This is a genomic window from Ureibacillus sp. FSL K6-2830, from assembly GCF_038004145.1.
Taxonomy (GTDB): domain Bacteria; phylum Bacillota; class Bacilli; order Bacillales_A; family Planococcaceae; genus Ureibacillus; species Ureibacillus thermosphaericus.
The window spans coordinates 1,339,148-1,360,056 of record NZ_JBBOQR010000001.1 but is presented as its reverse complement, the minus strand read 5'-3'; the positions used below and the strand labels follow the sequence as shown (position 1 = coordinate 1,360,056).

At 37.1% G+C, this 20,909-nt stretch carries 17 protein-coding genes and 2 pseudogenes; 11 read left to right on the top strand and 8 right to left on the bottom strand.

Annotated elements, in window-relative coordinates:
* Position 1: 1 nt before the first annotated feature.
* The 3 genes from copZ to NSU17_RS06700 all read left to right on the top strand — a co-directional run bounded on the left by copZ (position 2) and on the right by NSU17_RS06700 (position 1,910).
* Positions 2–205 (top strand): copper chaperone CopZ, encoded by a 204-nt coding sequence (copZ, locus tag NSU17_RS06710; RefSeq protein WP_340704647.1) that lies wholly within the window; start codon positions 2–4, stop codon positions 203–205.
* A gap of 99 nt (positions 206–304) precedes the next feature.
* Entirely contained in the window at positions 305–451 is a 147-nt protein-coding gene (locus tag NSU17_RS06705) for a hypothetical protein (protein WP_340704646.1), read from the top strand.
* Between the two features lie 283 nt (positions 452–734).
* Positions 735–1,910, top strand: a complete 1,176-nt coding sequence (locus tag NSU17_RS06700; protein ID WP_340705487.1) for an ISL3 family transposase — start codon at positions 735–737, stop codon at positions 1,908–1,910.
* A gap of 409 nt (positions 1,911–2,319) precedes the next feature.
* Here NSU17_RS06700 and istB read toward each other — a convergent pair whose 3' ends face one another.
* The 3 genes from istB to NSU17_RS06685 form a co-directional block, all read right to left on the bottom strand.
* Complete coding sequence (gene istB / locus NSU17_RS06695) at positions 2,320–2,856, bottom strand: IS21-like element helper ATPase IstB (RefSeq protein WP_340704645.1); 537 nt, start codon at positions 2,854–2,856, stop codon at positions 2,320–2,322.
* Complete coding sequence (gene istA, locus NSU17_RS06690) at positions 2,825–4,012, bottom strand: IS21 family transposase (protein ID WP_340704644.1); 1,188 nt, start codon at positions 4,010–4,012, stop codon at positions 2,825–2,827. Before istA ends, istB begins: the two co-directional genes overlap by 32 nt.
* A gap of 123 nt (positions 4,013–4,135) precedes the next feature.
* On the bottom strand, positions 4,136–4,327 hold the full coding sequence (locus NSU17_RS06685) for a hypothetical protein (protein ID WP_340704643.1): 192 nt from the start codon (positions 4,325–4,327) through the stop codon (positions 4,136–4,138).
* 515 nt (positions 4,328–4,842) lie between these two features.
* Between NSU17_RS06685 and NSU17_RS06680 the strand changes: the two are divergent.
* From NSU17_RS06680 to NSU17_RS06670, 3 genes and pseudogenes are all read left to right on the top strand, one after another.
* A pseudogene (locus NSU17_RS06680) lies at positions 4,843–6,164 on the top strand (ISLre2 family transposase).
* 441 nt (positions 6,165–6,605) lie between these two features.
* Positions 6,606–6,737, top strand: coding sequence for a hypothetical protein (locus tag NSU17_RS06675; protein ID WP_340704642.1), 132 nt, complete (start codon positions 6,606–6,608; stop codon positions 6,735–6,737).
* Positions 6,738–6,870: 133 nt separating this feature from the next.
* Positions 6,871–8,328, top strand: a complete 1,458-nt coding sequence (locus NSU17_RS06670; protein ID WP_340704641.1) for a multicopper oxidase family protein — start codon at positions 6,871–6,873, stop codon at positions 8,326–8,328.
* Positions 8,329–8,981: 653 nt separating this feature from the next.
* On the opposite strand, the gene NSU17_RS06665 is transcribed toward NSU17_RS06670, so the two are convergent.
* From NSU17_RS06665 to NSU17_RS06655, 3 genes are all read right to left on the bottom strand, one after another.
* Entirely contained in the window at positions 8,982–10,343 is a 1,362-nt protein-coding gene (locus NSU17_RS06665) for an IS4 family transposase (RefSeq protein ID WP_328101957.1), read from the bottom strand.
* A 654-nt stretch (positions 10,344–10,997) separates the two neighbouring features.
* Positions 10,998–12,160, bottom strand: a protein-coding gene (locus NSU17_RS06660; RefSeq protein WP_445684071.1) for an IS3 family transposase whose coding sequence is annotated in 2 segments (ribosomal slippage) — positions 10,998–11,917 and positions 11,917–12,160 — 1,164 coding nt in all. Because the reading frame shifts where the segments join, the coding sequence is not laid out codon by codon here.
* Positions 12,161–12,850: 690 nt separating this feature from the next.
* Positions 12,851–14,386 carry a multicopper oxidase family protein gene (locus NSU17_RS06655; RefSeq protein ID WP_340704639.1) on the bottom strand — a complete coding sequence of 512 codons (1,536 nt, stop codon included), beginning with the start codon at positions 14,384–14,386 and terminating at the stop codon, positions 12,851–12,853.
* Between the two features lie 110 nt (positions 14,387–14,496).
* On the opposite strand from NSU17_RS06655, the pseudogene NSU17_RS06650 reads away from it, so the two are divergent.
* A pseudogene (locus tag NSU17_RS06650) lies at positions 14,497–14,814 on the top strand (asparagine synthase (glutamine-hydrolyzing)); the annotation flags it as partial.
* On the opposite strand, the gene NSU17_RS06645 reads toward NSU17_RS06650, so the two are convergent.
* Both NSU17_RS06645 and NSU17_RS06640 read right to left on the bottom strand, forming a co-directional pair.
* Positions 14,793–15,410 (bottom strand): transposase, encoded by a 618-nt coding sequence (locus NSU17_RS06645; protein WP_340704638.1) that lies wholly within the window; start codon positions 15,408–15,410, stop codon positions 14,793–14,795. The pseudogene NSU17_RS06650 and the gene NSU17_RS06645 overlap by 22 nt on opposite strands.
* Positions 15,411–15,422: 12 nt before the next feature.
* Positions 15,423–15,722 (bottom strand): transposase family protein, encoded by a 300-nt coding sequence (locus NSU17_RS06640; protein WP_197722756.1) that lies wholly within the window; start codon positions 15,720–15,722, stop codon positions 15,423–15,425.
* Positions 15,723–16,241: 519 nt separating this feature from the next.
* Between NSU17_RS06640 and NSU17_RS06635 the strand changes: the two genes are divergently transcribed.
* Genes NSU17_RS06635 through NSU17_RS06620 form a run of 4 tightly spaced genes read left to right on the top strand, consistent with a single transcriptional unit; the run spans position 16,242 to position 20,870 of the window.
* A complete protein-coding gene (locus tag NSU17_RS06635) occupies positions 16,242–17,015 on the top strand; it encodes an ABC transporter ATP-binding protein (protein ID WP_016839636.1) in 774 nt (257 codons plus the stop codon).
* Between the two features lie 12 nt (positions 17,016–17,027).
* A complete protein-coding gene (locus NSU17_RS06630; protein WP_340704637.1) occupies positions 17,028–18,947 on the top strand; it encodes an AMP-dependent synthetase/ligase in 1,920 nt (639 codons plus the stop codon).
* Entirely contained in the window at positions 18,922–19,803 is an 882-nt protein-coding gene (locus NSU17_RS06625) for a branched-chain amino acid ABC transporter permease (protein ID WP_096550125.1), read from the top strand. The genes NSU17_RS06630 and NSU17_RS06625 overlap by 26 nt, the downstream gene beginning before the upstream one ends.
* Before the next feature lie 5 nt (positions 19,804–19,808).
* A complete protein-coding gene (locus NSU17_RS06620; protein WP_026019165.1) occupies positions 19,809–20,870 on the top strand; it encodes a branched-chain amino acid ABC transporter permease in 1,062 nt (353 codons plus the stop codon).
* The last annotated feature ends 39 nt before the right edge of the window (positions 20,871–20,909 follow it).

The window sequence follows — 20,909 nt, the reverse complement described above, 5'->3', positions numbered from 1 at the left end:
TATGGCGATTACATTACAAGTAGAAGGAATGACTTGCGGACATTGCAAAATGGCGGTGACAAACGCTCTAAAAGAGTTAGACGGAGTAAAAAATATAGAAGTACATTTAAAAGAAGGCACTGTTGATGTAGATTATGATGAAACAAAAGTAAGTGTAGATAAACTCAAAGAAGCGATTGAAGAGCAAGGTTACGAAGTGAAGTAACGGTAAAAAATCCCCTTCCAAATTTTTGGAGGGGATTTTTTACATTGTTATTCCAGTTTATTTGCGGATCTGGCTTAAAGTCTTATTTGTATTTCTGAGTTGGCCACGTGTACATATAATGAAAAAGATGAAAAAGATGAAAAAGATGAAAAAGATGTTAATGAGCATGCCTACAATGATCAGGAGGAAAACATGGAAGGAATGGATCATGGTTCATATGACCAAAAGAATGTGCAAAAAGTCTGAAATATCATGCAAAACCAGAAATATTTTGCAAAGTAAAAGATGCACACTATTTCAAATTTTGAGCTGAAATAATTTGAAAAAGTCTGAAATAATATGCTTATTTCTAATCAAATAAGTATTTAGGGCTCTATAATATTTGTTGGGTTTTAGACACAATTTCAAGGTAAAAAAAGACACGCAACTTACCATTCCTTTATACTTGAATTGAGCAGAAACAAACAAAAAGAATGGAGTTGCGTGCACGATGAATTTTATCATGAATATCCCTGGATGAAAAGACTGCATAGTGACAAAAGTAGAGGAGCGATCTGGAGAAGTTCTCATTTATGTAGAAATGGAACGGAAATATCATCGTTGTCCGAAGTGCGGACAAAAAACGAATCGTGTACATGACTATCGGTGGCAAAAAATTAAACATCTCAAGTGGTTTGAGCGAAAGACGTATATTTGGTATAGACGTCGTCGATATGCTTGTACTTGCGGGAAACGATTTTCAGAACAGAATTCTATTGTGAAACGATATCAACGGACATCCAATGAATGGAACCAAGCTGTCTCTATTCGTTCCATTACAGCTAAAACGTTTAAGGAAGTGGCAGATATCTATGGAACCTCCTCCACTACTATTATCAGACGATTTGATCGCTTGTCCCAAACAGAAGTAAAACAAGTAGAGTCCCTGCCACCTGGGATTGCGATTGATGAATACAAAGGATATACAAAGGAAGGAAAATATCAGGTCATTATAGCCGATGGGGTGACGAAACAACCACTGGATATTCTACCGAATCGGAGGAAGAAGACGACGAAGCAATATCTTCAGAAACATGGTCACCAAGTACAGATGGTTATCATGGATATGAGCCCGTCTTTTAAGGCAGCCGTTCAAGACGCATTAGGAAAGCCCGTTATTGTTGCCGATCGTTTTCACTTCTCTCGATATATCTACTGGGCATTAGATCGTGTCAGAAGACGGGTTCAAAAGAGCTTCCATGAATACGACCGTAAGAAGTGTAAACGAATGAAATACATTTTTTATAAACACTCAAAGGACTTAACAGAGAGTGAAAAATGGTATTTAGAGCGATATTTGAGTATGTCAAAGAAGCTTCAAGAGGCCTACAAATTAAAAGAGCTTTATCAAGAATGGTTTACAAAAGCAAAAATGATCGGGAAAGAACAAATCGTAAAAGTCAAACAAGAGTTGGAACATTTTTATCAAAAGGTAGAAGAATCAGGCATTCCAGAGATGATGAAAGCGATAAAGACGATTCAAAACTGGCAAACAGAAATTCTGAATAGTTTTGTTTATGACCAATCCAATGGATTTTTAGAAGGGATCAATAATACCACCAAAGTTCTTAAGCGAAATGGATATGGCTTTAGAAATTTCAAGCGATTTAGAGCAAAAATTTTACTGTTACACAAGTATAAAGGAATAGGTATACATATTGGGTAAAGGTGACGACACATGTCACCACCCCAACATTTGACATAGAACCGTATTTAGAGGCTAATCATGTATCGATTTCTTTTGAGGTTTTCTGAAAATCTTAAGACGATTTTGTTTTCTATTTCGAAAGATACCTACATTCTGACCGAGGCATTCAATAGAATCATCCTAAATTTTAAAAGAGGGTAAAGAAAATTGGTTTTCAGCAGTCTATGTCTTTCGAAAGAAGAACTGTATATGGAAACGTTAAGGAGTTCATAGAAAGTTGTTTTTGTCAATATTAATTTGAGCCAGAGTGATCGCTTCAAAAGTGAGCCACTTAATCTTGTGTAATCTCCATTTATGGGAGCAATTGGGTGTTTGGGTGTCTTGCCCCGGGGAGGGGCAAGACACCCAAACACCTCGCACCGCCGAACTATCTTTCGATTTCTTCTTTCCGTTTCATACTTTGACGAAAGCGGTAAGATTCACCATTTAGAAGATGAATATGAGCTCGATGCGTGAGGCGATCGAGGAGGGCAGCTGTCATTTTTTCATCTCCAAAAAGAGAGGTCCATTCTGTGAATTCGAGATTGGTTGTAATAATAACGCTTGCCCGTTCATACCGGCTTGAAAAGAATTGAAAAAGCAGTTCAGCTCCTATTTTAGAAAAGGGAACATAACCAAGTTCGTCAATAATGATCACATCATATTTGAGCCACTTTTTCTCCAGGGTCCCCAGCTTGTGTTCCTGATTAGCCATAAGCAGTTCTTCCACTAGTTCAGTAGCTGTTATAAACTTCACCTTATATCCAATTTGGATCATTTCAATGCCAAGGCCGGTAGCCAGATGGGTCTTCCCTGTTCCACTGTTCCCAAGAAAAATAATATTTTCTTTTCTCTCAACAAATTCTCCCTTTGCCAATGTCAAGAATCGATTCTTATTTAACGGTATAGAGTTGATTAGTTTCATAGGATCTTGGATGTTCAGCGATCACTTGATTTTGAGCCACTACGATCACACGATCAACAAAAATTTTTGCCCATACAGCTTGTCCCACAAAGTTGCACGGAACAGAATATTGATTGGTTTCCACTGTGATTAACGAAGTTTTATTCACCTGGCAGGAAACCAGTTTACACGCTTCGAACTGATTTTCAGGGAGAGGATGAAGATACACCTTTTCCTTCTCCCACATCTCCGCAACGGTGCTATTCGAGTGTGGAACTTTTTTATTCTTTGCATCTTCTAAGCACCATTCTTTCAGATACTCATTTAATTCCTCGATGGATTGGAATTCAGGGTATGGCACAAAGGCGTTTCTCCTTATGTACCCAACGGTTCCCTCCACCCTCCCTTTTTCATTTCCAGACCTTGGATTAGCAAATTCTGCTTTGAACAGATAGTGAGCCTGCAAAGCGATAAAAGATTCTTGTTCCAACCGATCTCTTCCTTGAAGGATTTTTCGTACGGCTGTTTTCAAGTTATCAAAGAGTCCTTCAGTCGGAACCCCGCCAAGGAATTTAAAACCATGGACAAAACCATCTAAGAAAGCCTCCTGTTTTTCATGAAGATAAGCTCTGACAAATCGCATCCGACTTGCCGAAAACTGAAGGCAAAAGAGGTACACTCTTTGTGTTTGACCCTGTAGAATAATATCCGCCTCTCCCCAGTCGAATTGGAATTGGTGGCCGAATTGAAACTCAAGAGGAATGAAGACTTCCTGTAGCTTTTTCTTCCGTTTGGCAACGATTTTCCGAATGTTGGATTCTGAACCCTTGAAATCATATTCATCTTTCAATCGTTGATAAATGCGTGCAGCTGTATGTTTTTGTTTACCCCATCGCTTTAGATCGTCCTCAAGCCATTGATCAATAATTGGTAACACCCGTTTCTTCTCATCTGAGTATTCTTTTGTGCCGTACACTTTCTTACGATGTATAGTGGTTGGTGCCTCACATTGTTTGAGGTATTTACTCACTGTATTCCTTGAAATGTTAAGCTTTTTTGCAATTTGTCGTTGGGATAGCCCTTCAAGTCCTTCAAAAATTTGATAGTATGAAATTGAGCCATGTTGATCATCCTTTTTTCCACTCCCTATGTAGATTGTTGCATCACTATCTATCATAAGAGAGGGTATGAAATTTGGAAATCAAGTGGCTCATTTTTTATGTGATCAAACCACTGAAAAGTGGCTCAAATTTAGATTATCAAATACAAAAGTTAAGCTATTTTACTTGTTGAAATACATCTACCTCATCATTTTACCTTCCATCCGCTTACATCTTTCGTTAATTTCATATACCATACGTCTAATTTCATCCGTCATTCTAATATGTTCTCTCATCATATCCATCATTTGTTTCGTATCTCCAGGCATCAACATTTCTTGTCTGTTCGATTGATAAGGGTAATACCACGGACTTGGTTGTATATAATACATATTTACCTCCTCATTTAAGTTTTCACCTTATTGTATGAATTCCTTTAGATAAATGCTCTAATGAAAATACCCATACTTGATACATTCAAGAAAGTAGAAATGAGAAATAAGAACTTATAAATAAGCGAAAAGGTTCAGGACGTTTATTAATTTTTTAGTGATAAAAATATAGTATAAAACGCATTTCTCCATAATTTCTTTAAAATTTCGCATTATAATTCAATGGATCGTATACATTTCTAAATAGGACGTGGGATATATTATTGGGACACTGCATTCTAATGCCGGGTCTTAATGGTATTCAATTTCCTTAGCAAACTAAAAGTATGTGTAAAATATTTCTCGAGGCTATTTACTGGAAAAAAAAGAGAAGGCGCTCTATCATTTATGTACGCTTACCAGGGCGAATACATTAAGAAAAAGGCCTTCCTATGGAGAAAATTATATCAAAAATATACGAACTAATAAAGAGTACAGAAAATCTTATTGAACTAGAGGAACGTATCCAGTGATTCATGTATGATGTCTTTTCGACATTGCTGGGGGAAGTTTTCACAAAAATCGATCAAGCCATCGTGAAAAAGAAACAAGCTGAAGGTTGGACCGTCAAACGAAGAGATTCGAAGACCATTCAGTTCACGTTTGGTGCTGTTAGTTTTCAACATACGTTAGAGGAGACAGAGAAGGACATCCACACTACGTTTTTGATGAATGGATCGGATTTCGGAAATATCAGCGCTTTAGTCCTTTGGTGGAAGTAAAGGTAGCCGAATTGGCCAGTGAATGTACCTACCGTGAAACGGCCCGTGTGTTACAAGAGTGGACGGCTGTTCACATCAGTCATCAAACAGTTGGAAGTATTGTTAGAAGGGTAGGAAAAGCGCAAGCCCAAGCAGATAAAGAAATGGTGGAAGAATTGGAAGAGGCGGCTTCCCTGCCGAAGGGGAAAGAAGTGGACATCTTATTTGCAGAAGCAGATGGAGTATTTGTTCGTGGAACGGAGAAAAAAAGCATGGAAGTTCATCATGCGATTGTGTATGAAGGATGGGATATGAACGGAAAGCGAGTATCCTTACGGCAGCCAAAAGTGATCATGACGACCGGGTCCTCGGATGCATTTTGGAAAGAAGTTCAAGCGTTTGCAGCCCATCACTATTCATTAGAAAATGCCCAAATCGTCACGAATAGCGATGGGGGAAAAGGATACACAGCTGAGAAGTTTCAAGAAGCCTTTTCACAATCACGGTATCCTGTCCTGAATCAACTGGATCCTTACCATATTTCTCGAGCTTTCATTCGGGCATTTGGGGGAGGAAAAAGTGAATATAAAGACGCAGTTAAAAAGGCGATAAAAGAGCACAATCTCGAAAATTTTAAGTTATGGATGGACACTTACGAAAGCACGCTAGAGGATCCGAAAAAGCTGGAAAAGGTAAAGGATTTTCGTACTTATATTCAACATAATTGGGACCGAATATTTGATTGGAGAGAAAAAGTGGGGAACCCGCCGAATGATGCAAGAGGCTTGGGAGCGATGGAGTCGAACCAAAGACATATCTCCTTCCGAATGAAAAAAAGAGGAATGCATTGGAGCCCAGAAGGTGGAGAAGCCATGGTAAAAGTGAAACAAGGCATCTTAAATCAAACCTTACGGGCTGTGTATCTCAAACATCAGCATAGAAGTAAAAGAAAACAACGAGACGTGAAAAAAATGACCAGACTGGCGAGTCTTCTTCACCAGACTACTCGTCCGGCAATTGGAGCGAAACAAGGTCGTATTAGCTTATATGGGGCTCATTCAACGGCGATTGGACAATTAATAAAGAGTTTACGATAATCCCCTGAATTTTTTTGTCAGGTTCGAAGAACGTGACGAAAAAATTCAGGTAACCAAGCGAAAGCGCGGTAGCTGAAAGTGAGCGTACAAAAAGGGAGCGCTGAAAATAGCGTGCTTAAAGCAATGTCGAGAAAAACTTGACACATACAAACTAAAATAAATTCTTTTACATACTATAAAGGGTATTATATAATTTGGATCAAGGAGGGAATTATAGGTATGACAAAATTTCCTTCAAAGAAGAAAGGGGTTGCAGTATTGTTATTAGTGATAGAAAAAAAGCCATCATTCCAATAAAGTAATGTGTATTGAATGAAAAGAAAAGGTGTATCTTTAAGATGGTAGGGTAGATTAGAGAAAGAATAAAGAAAGTCTAGTGTAAGTCATCAAAAAATTTTCTACTCTTTATATAATAGTAAAACTAAAGGAAAGGTGATATATATGATGGGTCCATCAGGAATGATGTTTGGTCAAATGTCAGTATATGGATTTTTTGGATGGTTAATAAACTTACTTATAAACGGTGCTGTTGTTTACCTTGCTGTTAGACTCGCACTAAAACATCATAAGTAATTGTTTCTTGTAACTAGAATGTTGAAACAGAGAGTCTTTTTGTTAAAAGGCAACCAACTTAACATCATTTAACCGTAGTCTACTTTATATCTTTGCATTAACTCAACCAATTTTTTTGAGAGGTTGAAACAATATGAAAAAAAATTTGGGCATTTTCATCGCTATATGTATCATTTTCTTTGGTGGTATACTACTGTTCTTTTTGAAAAATACAGATCGTTCAGTGGGGATGCCTCCATCAGATCTTACCATTGATAGTTCCGTAACAATTGATGAAAAACCATTACCAATACCTCCTTTATTGCAAGATCGGAATCCATTACCTAATCAGGCAGAATTTCATTTAACTGCACAGGAATCAACAATGGAATTCATAAAGGGAATAAAAACGGAGACTCTGGGATACAACGGAGATTATCTCGGTCCCGTCATCAGAGTGAAAAAGGGTGATGATGTTACGATTAAAGTCAAAAACGACCTAAATGAACAAACAACAATACACTGGCATGGGTTAGAAGTTAGTGGGGACAAAGATGGGGGCCCTCACAGTGCGATCAATCCAGGGGATACTTGGAGTCCCAGATTCACAATCAATCAGCCGGCAGCAACCCTTTGGTATCACCCTCACTTGCTGCACAAAACAGGAGAACAAGTTTACAAAGGTCTTGCAGGTTTGTTCATAATTGATGATGAAGTTACCAAAAAACTCTCTATTCCAAAAGAATATGGTGTGGATGATATTCCATTAATCATTCAAGATAAGAAATTTGCTGCGGATGGAAATATTCCTTATGACTTAGAAATGAGAGATGTAATGATGGGTCTCCACGGAGATACCATTCTTGTTAATGGAGCCATAAATCCATTTCTGGAAGTTCCGCGTGGAAAAGTTCGTTTACGATTATTAAATGGTTCCAATGCACGTGTATATGAGTTCAAATTGAATAACAATCAAGATTTCTGGCAAATAGGCAGTGACGGAGGGCTTTTGGAAAGTCCTGTGAAAATGAATAAACTTGTGTTAGGTCCTGCAGAAAGAGCAGAAATCATTATTGATTTTGCCAAATTTAAAAAGAATGACGTCGTCTTTTTACAAGATCAAGATACAAAATTGATGAAATTTATTGTGAATGGGGAAAAGAAAAATAATGAAAAGCTACCCGAAAAACTTGCGGTTTTACCGAAAATAGATCCGAAAACAGCAATAAAAACGAGAGAATTTGTTTTTCAAGGTATGGGACCAATGGTGAATATTAACGGGAAACAAATGGATCTAGACCGAATTGATGAAGAATTGAAACTTAATAGTACAGAAATCTGGGAAATTTCCAATGAAAGTATGGGAATGATGGGCGGAAGCGGAGGCATTCCACATCCATTTCACGCACATGGAGTACAGTTTCAAATTCTAGAACGAAATGGATATCCGCCTCCGGCGAACGAAACTGGCTGGAAAGATACAATCCTCGTTTATCCAGGTGAAAAAGTAAAAGCGATCGCGACTTTTAAAAATCCAGGTCTATTCATGTACCATTGTCATATTCTTGAACACGAAGATGCCGGTATGATGGGACAGTTTATGGTAGAATAAGAACGTTTTAGAAATAATTGTTATCAACACATATTCGTTAAAATGAAATCACTAAAATACCCTTTCTTATCATGATCGCCTGTCCGTTTTTTGGACAGGTTTTATTTGTTTTTTTAGGATAAATTATTTACTTTTTCTAACATATTGATTTTTAAAAAACTAGGTAAAAATCTGCCTTGTTAAAACAGGTATTTACGATATTTATTTGAAACCGAAATCCGCTTAGTAACGGTTAACTCTTCAACAATCCGCTCATTACCGAAATGGCCCATACCAATTGATTTCGTTCCTCCAAAGTGCACTGTCGGAAAACAGTGCACTTCGCAAACAAAAGTATGTAGATTTTATTAATGAATATGGATTTGATTAACGGTGATGCAACATTTGTGGAGAAGTGGTTCCAGTTGTCACCATCACTACTCCATCTATTGCCACTGTGGGTTTGATAGAACAACAGGCAAAAGAAAAAGGAAAGAGAATAAATCCAATAGATACAATAACCAACATGTATCTCCATATTTTCTTCAAAAATTTTTTTCAAAATTAATCAACGTAAAAATCAATGAAAATGGTGATTGAATTGTGTTGGGATTGCTGGGCACAATGACCTCTTAGCCGCTATGAATATCTTTACATTTTAAAATATTCATAACTCAACTTTCGCACACAGAAATATTTAAGCATTGCTTGATATAATTAGGTATAGTGGCCAACCATTTATTCATTTGATTTTTAAAGATGTCCATGTTCAAAGAAACCTCGGCTTCCGCCAAAGTTTGGAAAAGGTCAATAAGTGATTGAAGGGCAGTAATAAAATCTATGTCTTTTACATCTTCGCAAAGGATGTAAAAAAGGTTGCCAATCGTCTTAGGATCCTCCTCTTTTCGCATTTGCCAAGCAATGAGAATATATCGTGTAAAAACAATGGTTGTATGGCTAATTAACATGTCGTAGGAACGTCCCTGGAATTCTTTCTCTAAATTTAAAAGGGATTTATTGCATTTGAAGAAGACTTCAATGTCCCAACGCATGCCGTAAATACGAATGATCTCTTCATTTTCTAATGTTGTATCTGTGCTGAGAATGGCAAGCCATTCGCTCCGTTTATTACGGTTTCGTACAAATAGAATTTTTACTGGAATTCCATTGTCTAAAGTAGCATAAACGGATCCGAGAATGTCTTTTTTACCCATGTGAGGTTTTGCCAATTTGTAAAGTTGATTCAGTGTGAAACGTTCACCATTGTAAACGTATCGCTGCTTTAATTGCTTCACCATGCCAATGACAAATAACCCTTTGTTCGTAATCTTCTCAATTAAAGGCGCTTGTGTAAACCAGGAATCCATGAGAACATAGTCAGCTATAATCCCTTTTTCAAGCGCATGATCAAGTAAAGCTGAAGCCACGTCCGGTTTTGATTTCAGAGCTTCCTGGCGACGCTTATAGCCAGATGTTCGTTTATCAATATTGGTATTGATTTCTTGCAGGCGATTTTCCTTTTTCGGTGAACTTAGAAGAGCAAAATCAACGGGAATAAAAGTAAAACTATCGGTCCAGCCAAGGGTAAGCATTTGAAACCCTTTCAAGTACTGATGGGTAGAGTGATCAAAAACCTTAGCCAACAGTTCAACCGACTTACTACGGTTTCGTGAAAAGACAGAATCATCAATCACAAAAGCTGTGACACGATCTTTTGAAGTTAATGGTTGAAGCAGACGGATCATTTCACTGCTTAATGAAAGCAGAAACTTTCTCCAATGATAGGTTGGTGTATTTAAAAAGCGATAGACTGTATCCTTTCCGGGCAGATCCTGAGATCGTTTACTCATAAAAGCACGAAACCAGTTCTTATATTGGAAGACTAAAAGAAAAATCAGTTTGAAAACAGTAAGACAAGAATACCCGGAAAGTTTCGTAATATTCGCTTTTCTTAAATGATATCCAATATTTAATTCGGAAAATCCTTGTTTAATTTCTTTTGGTAATTGCGCAAAGTAGTCTTTATTCGTTATCATAGTGGTGACACCTTTCTTTTGGATTTGGTTTCGTCACCAATATTTTACCAAAAGAATAGGTGTCTTTCTTTATGTTTTAAAAAATGTCAAATGATAATTTTGTACTTCCCAAAACCATTTACATCAAGCATTTAAACAAGATTTTGGACTGCGAAAGCTGAGTTCATAATAAATAAATAGTGTAAAAATATAGAGGTTTTCAAATATCTAAAAAATGGACTATATTTTTACAGAAGGAATGTTACTGACTCCAGATTGTGCCTTAATTATTTTGTGGAAGAAACATTTTATACAGTCTATTACGACGACCGCTCGAGGCCTAACAAGCAGGGGGAGTTATCAGAAAGTGCTTCAGGGTTTAGTATATGGGACATTGATTGTCTATATTTTTTAACTAGGCAAAGATGAATGGCTAAAGGATGAACAATTGAACGGATTGGATTTAAGTCAATATTTTGGACACCAATAAGTGAAATTTAATTTTGATCTCATGCCATATTTTTCATGACATCGCTGGTCGCTTGACATGGAGCCTCTGCGGGCGTGGTGTTATGCGAAGGGCGAAAGGGGCAATGATTTCTTTCGCATGGCAAACAAGCCTACCACGCCCCGCCACTCCATGTAAAGCGGATGCTTGTAAAATTGTGAAGAGCACTACGCTGCCCCTTTGATACTGTCTTCTGTTTCTTGTGGCGTCATATAGCCCAGGCAGCTATGAATCCGTTTCCGATTGTACCAGCCTTCTATAAATTCGAATAAGGCTCTTCTGGCAGCTTGAAAGTTCAAATAGTTGACTCTGTAGATCTCTTCCTTTTTCAGAATTGCATGGAAAGACTCAATGCAGGCGTTATCGTATGGGTAACCTTTTTTACTGAAGGAGTGTTTGAACTGCTTCTTTTCCATGTATTCTGCGAATTTCTCGCTTGTATACTGGGATCCCAAATCAGAATGCAAGATCAATCCCGGACCTGGACGTTGTGCCTGATAAGCGTTTTCTACTGCCTTTAAAGCCAGTTCAGTCGTCATGTGGCGGTCAAAAGCGTAACCGACAATCTTTCTGGAATGTAAATCCATTACGGAAGCCAGGTAGCACCAACCGTCTCTCAAAGTATGAATGTACGTAATATTCGTAACCCATTTCTCGTTGATGGTTGTCGTTGAGAAGTCCTGGTTCAGCAGGTTATCGTGTTCTTCCATCTTGCCCTTATTGGAATGGGGGCGGTACTTTTTTCTGATAATGGAATAAATGCCTGCAGCCTTCATCAAACGCTGAACCCGTTTCAGGCTGACTTTGATCCCTTCTTTTTCAAGCATATGGTGGATCTTCGGTGCTCCGTATCTCTGCTTGCTTTCCGTATGGATTTTTCGTATTCTGTCTGTCAGCTCCCGGTTTTCCCGTTTTGTTTTTGACTCTGTTTTTTGTTTGGATTGATAGTAGGTACTTCTCGGCACGCCAAGGACCGTACACATGGTTTTAAGGTCATAATGGTGTTTGGCTCTTATCTCGTCAATCATGGATATTACAGTGGTTTGATCTACTTCTTTGCGAATATGGCCATAGCTTTTTTTAAGATTTCGTTTTCCTCTTTCAACCGGTGCAATTCTTTTTGCAGGTTCAGAAATTCTTCCGGGGTAAAAGAGCCCCCGTCATCCAGCTTAACCGGTTTTTGTTTTCTGATCCATTTGTAGATTGTCGTTTCAGACAGGCCATATTCGCTGCAGATCTGTTTTACTGGTGTTCCAGTTTGATAAAGCTCAACCACCATTTCCTTAAATTCAGCATGATAACTTTTACGTTTTTCGCTTGTGTTACCCATATCAGGACACATCCCTTCGTTAATATTATATTTCACTAAAGGGTGTCCATGAAACTATACTAGCATCAATCTTTGGTTCTTGTCATTTATCCAAATCACTGGTAAGGTCGCCAGTACTATAATCATCGTGTATATTTTATGTTTGTTATTTTCATTTAAATTCAGGATGATGAGTTTGAGTCTCGGATTTACGACGTCATTCCTCTTCGATCCAATATTCTCTGCGGTATCAAAATTCTTACCTTTTTATTTTTATAAAAGTGTAAATAGCTTTTTAATGCCAATTTTATTCTCAGTAACAATAGTAACTCCAGTTTTAATCATGAGTTTGCTAGTATATGGATTTGAAATAGACAAACAATTAAAAAACAGAAGAAGGTTCAACCATGTAAGAATTTGGGTATCTATTGTTTTCGGTTTTTTAGTAAGTTTGAATCTATTTTTTATTTTTTTCGTGTAAAATTTATTGTTTGGAAGGAAGAAATAAAATGTCAAAAACGTAATATCATTTACAAGTTGATTGAAACAGCACTTGCCATACTGGCGAGGCAACCATGCAAAAAAGAGGTTGCAAGTCAATATGTAACAAGCAAAAATAAACACTAAAGAAAAAGAAAAGGGAGCTATTTCCTTCTATAGGAAATAACTCCGGTTTTTTTACATCCACCTTTTTGGGGTTAGAGCCCAATGCTATTCAGGTTTATTTGTTGTGTCATTCGGATCTGGCCTATAGTCAGATTTGTAATCTTTATATTTTACTTCTGTGACCATTCCATCTGCAGCATGGTGCAAGTCATGGCAATGGAACATCCAATTTCCCGGATTGTCCGCTTTAAATGCGACTACAAATTCTTCCCCCGGTTTTAAATTCAAGGTATCCTTAATCAATAGTGAGCCTGTAATTGGCTTACCATTTTTACTTAATACTTGGAAGAAATGTCCGTGTAAATGCATAGGATGTAAATCTTTCGGTGAATTGTTCACCAACTTTACTTTTACCAGATCTCCTTTCTTAACTTTTACAGGTGCTGTTTCAGGATATGTTTTCCCATTAATCGTGTAGACCATGCCATCTTTGCCCATGGCTGTTCCTAAATCCATTGTGTACTCTACATCGTATTTTTGATCTAATGTAAATTCACCTAGCTCTTGTTTCCCATAGCTTGTCACATCAATTACAGGTAAATCTTCTGTTGCATTCGCTTTATCAGTGTTGCCTTTTTCGCCTTCGTATTGAATTTTCACTTTCATGTCACCGGTACCTTTCATATTACCATGGCATTCTAATAACCATTCTCCCGGATTATTCGCTGTAAATTCAATATCGTAACGTTCACCCGGAGCAATATTTAATAATTCATCTTTGATTGGCTGCGGATCTTTTAACGGTTGCCCGTCTGTTGCGACAATTTTAAAATCATGACCGTGTAAATGGAGTTTGTGGGACATGTATCCTGCGTTTACAAGGCGAAGTCGTACTTTTTCTCCTTTCTTCACTTTTAAAGGTTTGATAGCGGAACCGCTTTTCCCGTTAATCGTAAAAATATCATACATACTCATATCGTGATTCATACTGTTCATCGAGCTATGTTCCATCTGACTATGATCCATGCCGCTCATATCCATGTTGCTTTCATCAGGATTACTTATCCATTCATCGAATACAAGTGTATAATCCCGATCGGCTTTTTCTTCATTCCTCGGCTCTACGATGAATGTGCCATACAACCCTTTATCTACTTGTTTCGCGCTTTCTTGATGGGAATGATACCAATATGTTCCCGGTACGGTTGCAGTAAATTCATACGTAAAGGTTTCACCCGGTTGAATTGCGTTCATCGTGACGCCCGGAACTCCATCTTGACGATTTGGAACAGGGTAGCCATGCCAGTGAATCGTAACCGGTTCTGGTAATTCATTTTTCAAATGGATTTTCACCGTATCTCCTTGTTTCACCCGGATTTGTGCTCCTGGAACCGATCCATTGTACGTGTAGACCGGAAGTTTTACTTTATCATTTATTTGTAATAGCGCTTCCTTTGCGGTAAGGTGAATCTCTTTGCCCGTTAACACTTCCATATTTGTTGCTGAAGGCAGTTGTTTGCTGACTTCAGGCGTTTTATTTTTCATGTTTGCCATATCATGTCTTTGCATCGAATCGTTTGAGCATGCCGCACCAACAGCAACAACTCCCGCCAAAACGGTTCCAAACAATAATTTCTTCATTCTAGCTCCATCCGTAAATATGTCATTTTTATGTTTTTCAAAAAATATACTATTCTGACAGCAACATTGTGAATCTATAAATTCACTTGATAAAGTGAGGGAACAATATCATGTGCGGTTTTATTGGGTGCATTCATGATCATCCGAGAACCATTGATGGAAAATGGAAAGAAACGTTTCAAGAAATGAATGATATCATTATTCATCGGGGTCCTGACGATGATAGTTATTTTTTTGATGAATATGTAAACTTTGGATTTCGACGGCTGAGCATTATTGACCTTGAGGCAGGGTATCAGCCATTGTCTTATGAAAATGAGCGATATTGGATTATATTTAATGGCGAAATCTATAACTATGTGGAATTGAGGGAGGAATCGCTTGCAAAGGGATATCCATTTGAGACTCAATCCGATACCGAGGTAATCTTTTTAAAGCAACGATGATATGTATAGTTCTTATAATCAAGTTTTGTTTGATCTTTCAGAAGGAGCTTCCAGTATGTTTTCAATTTATTGTAATTCTTTTTATCCCGATTCATGACGTTGATGCGCGTTTTGTTTAAAGCTCTGCTAAATAGTTGGAGGATATGGAATTTGTCGAGTACGATTTCCGCTTTAGGGAAAACTTCGTGAATTAAGGAAATATAAGGGCTGTACATATCGATGACAATCGTTTTTACCGCATCTCTCGCCTTCTTGGAATACCGTAAGAAATACTCTTTGAGGACATGTAATCTTCGGTCCTCCACGATATCCACCATCTCCCCCGTTTCAGAGTCGCAGAAAATAAAGGACATCGCTCCAGCTGCGGATTTCACTGATTTAAACTCATCAAAACACAGGTGCTTAGGAAGATAGTGATTATTCGGCTGATAGTAGCTATAAAAGCTGTCAATGACACGACTGACAGTGGCATGATATACATTGTGTTTGATGGCAATATCTTTTTCGGAGATTTTATCTTTGGCGTTTAAAGCAATTGATACTTTGGTATTGTTGGAAATGCAACAGTTTTTAGCCACGACGCTCGTTTTTCAAGTAAACGTGGAATGACAATGTTTACAGAAATAACGCTGTTTACGCAATTTTAAGTAAGTATGAAAACCTGAAATGCTAGGCATTTTAATGAGAGACGTTTTAAAACCGTGTTTAATGATTTGATCATCGAAGACATGGCCACAAGCATAGCACGCTTTTGGTTGGTACGTTAACGTCCCATGAAAGACTTTCGCTTTTACTTTTTTGATCGTTTCGGTAGAACAAAAATTTTCATCAAATGTGATATTTTTATCTTTAATATTTAATAAATTACGTATAGAATAATGATGAGACATGTGACATCACTCCTTGTAAATGTGGTTTTGGTCGATTACATTTTACCAGAGTTTGTCACATGTCTCATTTTTTTGTGTAAAAAATGGTACTGGTTGTATCCACCAACACCAAATATTATAGAGCCCAATTTTCTTACAATATCGTTAACATTCTATTAGATATATTCTAAATTCCTCAACAAAGCATCTATTATTTTTAAAAACAGTTTCCATGTTTACTATACAATATAAAGTATGCAAGTAGGAAAAATTGTAAAATAGAACAATAGTTTATTTGATAAAACAATTTTCTTAAATCAGCACAACACTATTAATGCTCCATATGACAAAAATATCATATTAGAATAATTTAATATTTTATACCCTCTAACTAATAAAAAGTAAGGGGGTATTTTGTTATAAAAAATCTCAAAAATTAGAAAATTTTATTCATAAATAAGAAAAAAGATTAGTATATTATACAAAACATCTCATCTATTAACTGCTAATGTAACTAATAAACTAAAAGGGGGAACTTTATTGGGGCCGATATTGGAGATAGAAAATGTTTCATTACACTTTGGAGGAGTGAAAGCTTTAGATCAAGTTTCATTTCATATTAACGAAGGAGAAATATTCTCACTTATAGGTCCAAATGGTGCGGGAAAGACAAGCATGTTGAATTGTATTAGTGGATTGTATCATCCAACAAGCGGCTCAATCCGCTATAAAGGGAAAGATATAACTAATATGAAACCTTATGAACGAACAACCCTTGGAATTGCACGGGCTTTCCAAAATATTGCGTTATTTGCGCATATGTCAGTATTGGACAATATTAAATTAGGTAGACATACATTAATGAAATCAGGTGTGTTTAGTGGTGGAATTTATGTTGGTAAAGCATCAAAAGAAGAAATAGAACATCGTGAAAAAGTAGAAGAAGTAATAGAGTTTTTAGAGTTACAGGATATTCGACATAAACCAGTTGGCACTCTTCCATATGGACTACAAAAGAGAGTAGAAGTAGGCAGAGCGTTAGCCTTAAATCCCGAGCTGATTTTATTGGACGAACCAATGGCTGGGATGAATGGTGCCGAAAAAGAAAGAATGTCTCAATTTATATTAGATATGCATGAAGTCATGAAAATTACAGTAGTACTTATTGAACATGATTTAGGTGTTGTAATGAGCTTATCTAATCACATCGCAGTGTTGGATTTTGGGAAACGCATAGGTTTTGGAACACCTAAGGAAGTAAGAGAAAATCCAGATGTAATAAAAGCTTATATTGGAGAAGAAACAGTTATTTGAAGGGGGAAAAACATGGTAACAACGGTCACGTTACCGTCACTTTTATTTGAACGAGCGAAAATCGAATCTTTAGGAGTAGCTTTTAGACAGAAACAATTGGGAATATGGAAAGAAATCACGTGGAGCCATTACTTAGAGAATGTAAAGAGATTATCGATTGCTTTACAGAAACATTATGATTTTAAAGAAGGGGAAACGCTAGCCATTATAGGGGAAAATAAACCACAATGGCTATATGCTCAGCTTGCAGCACAGACAATTGGTGGAATATCAGTAGGAATTTATCAAGAATCTTTACCAGAGCAAATTCGATTTTATTTGAATGATACAAGACCGAGAATCGTCATTGTTGAAGATAAGGAGCAAGTGGATAAATTATTAGCAATTGAAAATGAAGTCCCATTCATAGAACATATTGTTTATTATGATGCTCGAGGTTTAAGACATTATCGTCACCCAAAACTAATTTACTTGGAAGAATTACTGAATATTGGTGCAGAACGATTAAAAGAACATCCGAATTTTTTCGAAGAACAGATTTGCCTTTTAGAAGAGCAAAGAGAAGCGCTTATTTCCTACAGTGCCGCAACAAGTGGAAACCCAAAAGCAGCCGTATACACCCATTATCAACTAATTGAAGCAGCCAAAAATTTAACTCAACTAGATGAAATGAAAAAAACGGATGATTATTTTTCATTTCTCCCGCTTGCTTGGATACATGAGCAAATTATGGGGATTGTGGTTCCTTTAGTTATTGGGTTGACAGTAAATTTCCCTGAACGTTCGGATACAGTTATTGGTGATTTAAGAGAAATTGGACCACAAACAATAATTGCTTCTCCGAGAGTGTATCAATCGATCATGTCAAATGTTCAAGTTCGTATGGAAGGAGCTAGTTGGTTCAAAAGAAAAGTATATCAACTATTTAAAAAATATGGTGATAAGCGCGCAAAGGCAAAGTTGGAGAATCTCCAGCTTACTGCATTTGAACGTTTTATGTACTTCCTTGGAGATGTCATTATTTTTAGTGCAATTCGCGATCATTTAGGTTTAGCGAGAACGAGAAGAGCATATGTTGCAGGAGCAGCATTGCACCCTGAAGCATTATATTTTTATCATAGCATCGGTGTAAATGTGAAGCAGACGTATGGTGGAACAGAAGTAGCGGGAATTGCCATTGTTCAACGAGATGATGATATCAAAGTGGGCAGTTCTGGTATGGCGCTTCCAAATACGGAAGTAAAAATTGGAGAAGATGGACTAGTATATTTAAAAAACAATGCCATTTTCTCTAGATATTTAAACGATGAACATCAGGAAATGGTGATTGATGGATGGATTTCCCTTGGAGATAAAGGTTTTATTGATAAGGATGGTCATCTCTATATTTTGGATAGAAAAGAAGATGTGATCGTCATGCCAAAAGGAGAAATTTATCCTCACAAAATTGAAAATATAATAAAGTCCAGTCCATATATTCAAGAAGCGATTGTGTTTGGAAAAAATCGTCCATTTTTATCTGCACTTATTAATATCGATATGACTACTGTTGGAAGATGGGCGGCTAAAGAGCGCATAGTATATACAGAATTTTCTGATTTATCAGTAAATAACAGAGTGATTAAATTAATTCAACAAGAAGTAAAAAGGTTAATGGAGGAATTACCTCCACAAGAACGGGTAAAGCGATTTATCATTTTACACAAACAATTTTCAGCAGATGCAGGAGAACTGACAAGAACATTAAAAATCCGAAGAAATTTCGTTGAAAATGCTTATAAAGAGCTAATCGATGCAATGTATTCAAATAATCAATTGATTCAAGTGCGCATATCGGAAACAGAATCAGTAGAGGAGATTCCATTGCGCATCGTTCAATTGGAGCAGAATTTGGAGGTGCCTGAGGATGTTCTTCTTGCAAATGCTTATTAATGGAATTGTCGTTGGTAGTATTTATGGTCTTGTAGCTCTCGGTTTTGTTTTGATTTACAGAGCCAGTGGAGCGCTAAACCTAGCTAATGGTGAATTTGTATTATTTGGCCCATATGTTTGTTTAGTCATTATGACGGCTTTAAACGTGCCTTTCCTTGTTGCATTTATAGGGACGTTATTATTTAGTGCATTTTTAGGGTTAGTCGTTGAGCGACTAGTCATTCGGCAATTACAAAATGCACCGACAATTTCTGTCATTATGGCAACACTAGGATTATCAAGTTTACTAGCTGGTGCTGTTCATATTATTTGGGGACATACAACTAGAACTTTTCCACCTGTGTTTCCGCAGACGCCGCTGAATATAGGAGGAATCATAATTACACCAGTCTATTTATGGTCCTTTATTATTGTCATGATTTTACTAGTTATTTTTTCAATTTTTTTCAAATACTCCAAAATGGGTCTAGCGATGCGTGCGGTTGCAGACGATCGACAAGCTGCATTATCCATGGGGATGAGCGTAAAGTTCGTTTTAGCGATGACTTGGATGATTGCCTCCATGGTAGCCGCAATAGGAGGAATATTGCTTGGAAATATTAATGGAGTTAGCCCTACTATGTCAGCAATTGGTTTAACAGTATTACCGGTTGTGATTCTTGGAGGACTTGATAGTGTAATGGGGGCAATTATTGGAGGTTTTCTCATTGGCATTATACAAAACTTGGCAGGAGGTTATTTAGATCCTCTCGTAGGAGGAGGATTAAAAGATGTAGTGCCATTTATTGTGGTTCTATTAATCCTAATGTTAAAACCATATGGCTTGTTTGGTAGCCGTGGTATTGAGAGGGTGTGACGTTGTTGAGGAATTTGTTTGTAAGAGAATGTGGAAATTACAAAACATCCTATAAAGATGATATGAAACTCTTTGGAACGAAGAGTGAAATCGTAAAATGGCTTTTTTTGTTCATCATTTTACTAACATTACCGCTCTACGTATCGAATTATTGGGTAGGGCTTCTTACCCTTTGTGCTATTTCCGCTATCGGTGCAATTGGCTTAAACATTTTAACCGGATTTACTGGACAAATCTCTATCGGAGTTGGTGCATTTTTAGGGGTAGGAGGATATACAACAGCGATACTCACTACAACTTATGGTTTAAGTTTCTGGGTTTCTCTCCCGCTAGCTGGTATTGTGACAGCATTGGTTGGAGGATTGTTTGGAATTCCATCTTTAAGACTAAAAGGGTTATATTTAGCCATTGCCACATTGGCAGCACAAGTGATTATTACATTCATCATCAGCCGATGGGATAGCGTCACAGGTGGAACAGCAGGAATGGTATTGAGCAGGCCTAGTATCGGAAGCTATTCTTTCATGTCTAACGCATCTTATTATTATTTATCGATTATCATTTTGATTTTAACCGTCATATATTCGGTGAATTTATTGAGAACGAGAGTCGGACGAGCCTTTTTAGCTGTTCGAGATCGAGATATTGCTGCGCAGATTATGGGGATTAACTTATTCTACTATAAAGTACTAGCCTTTATTATAAGTTCCTTTTTCGTTGGGATTGCAGGAGCATTATTAGCTCATTACACAATGATTGTGAGTCCTGAACTATACAATATCCATGTTTCCATTCAATACCTCGCCATGGTGTTGATTGGTGGTTTAGGAAGCATTTTAGGATCTATTTTAGGGGCTATATTCATTACCCTTTTACCTGTAGGACTAACATCTATTGTTGATTTGTTAACTGCATACATGCCTAACTTATACCAATTATTCTCAGCCTTTAAAGAATTTGTTTTCGGTTTAGCGATTATTCTGTTTTTAATTTTTGAACCAGGTGGTTTAGCTCATATTTGGCATAACATAAAAAACTATTTCAGAGTTTGGCCATTCTCCTATTAAGTTAGTTAATAAATTTTATATAAAAAAGGGGGATTTTGT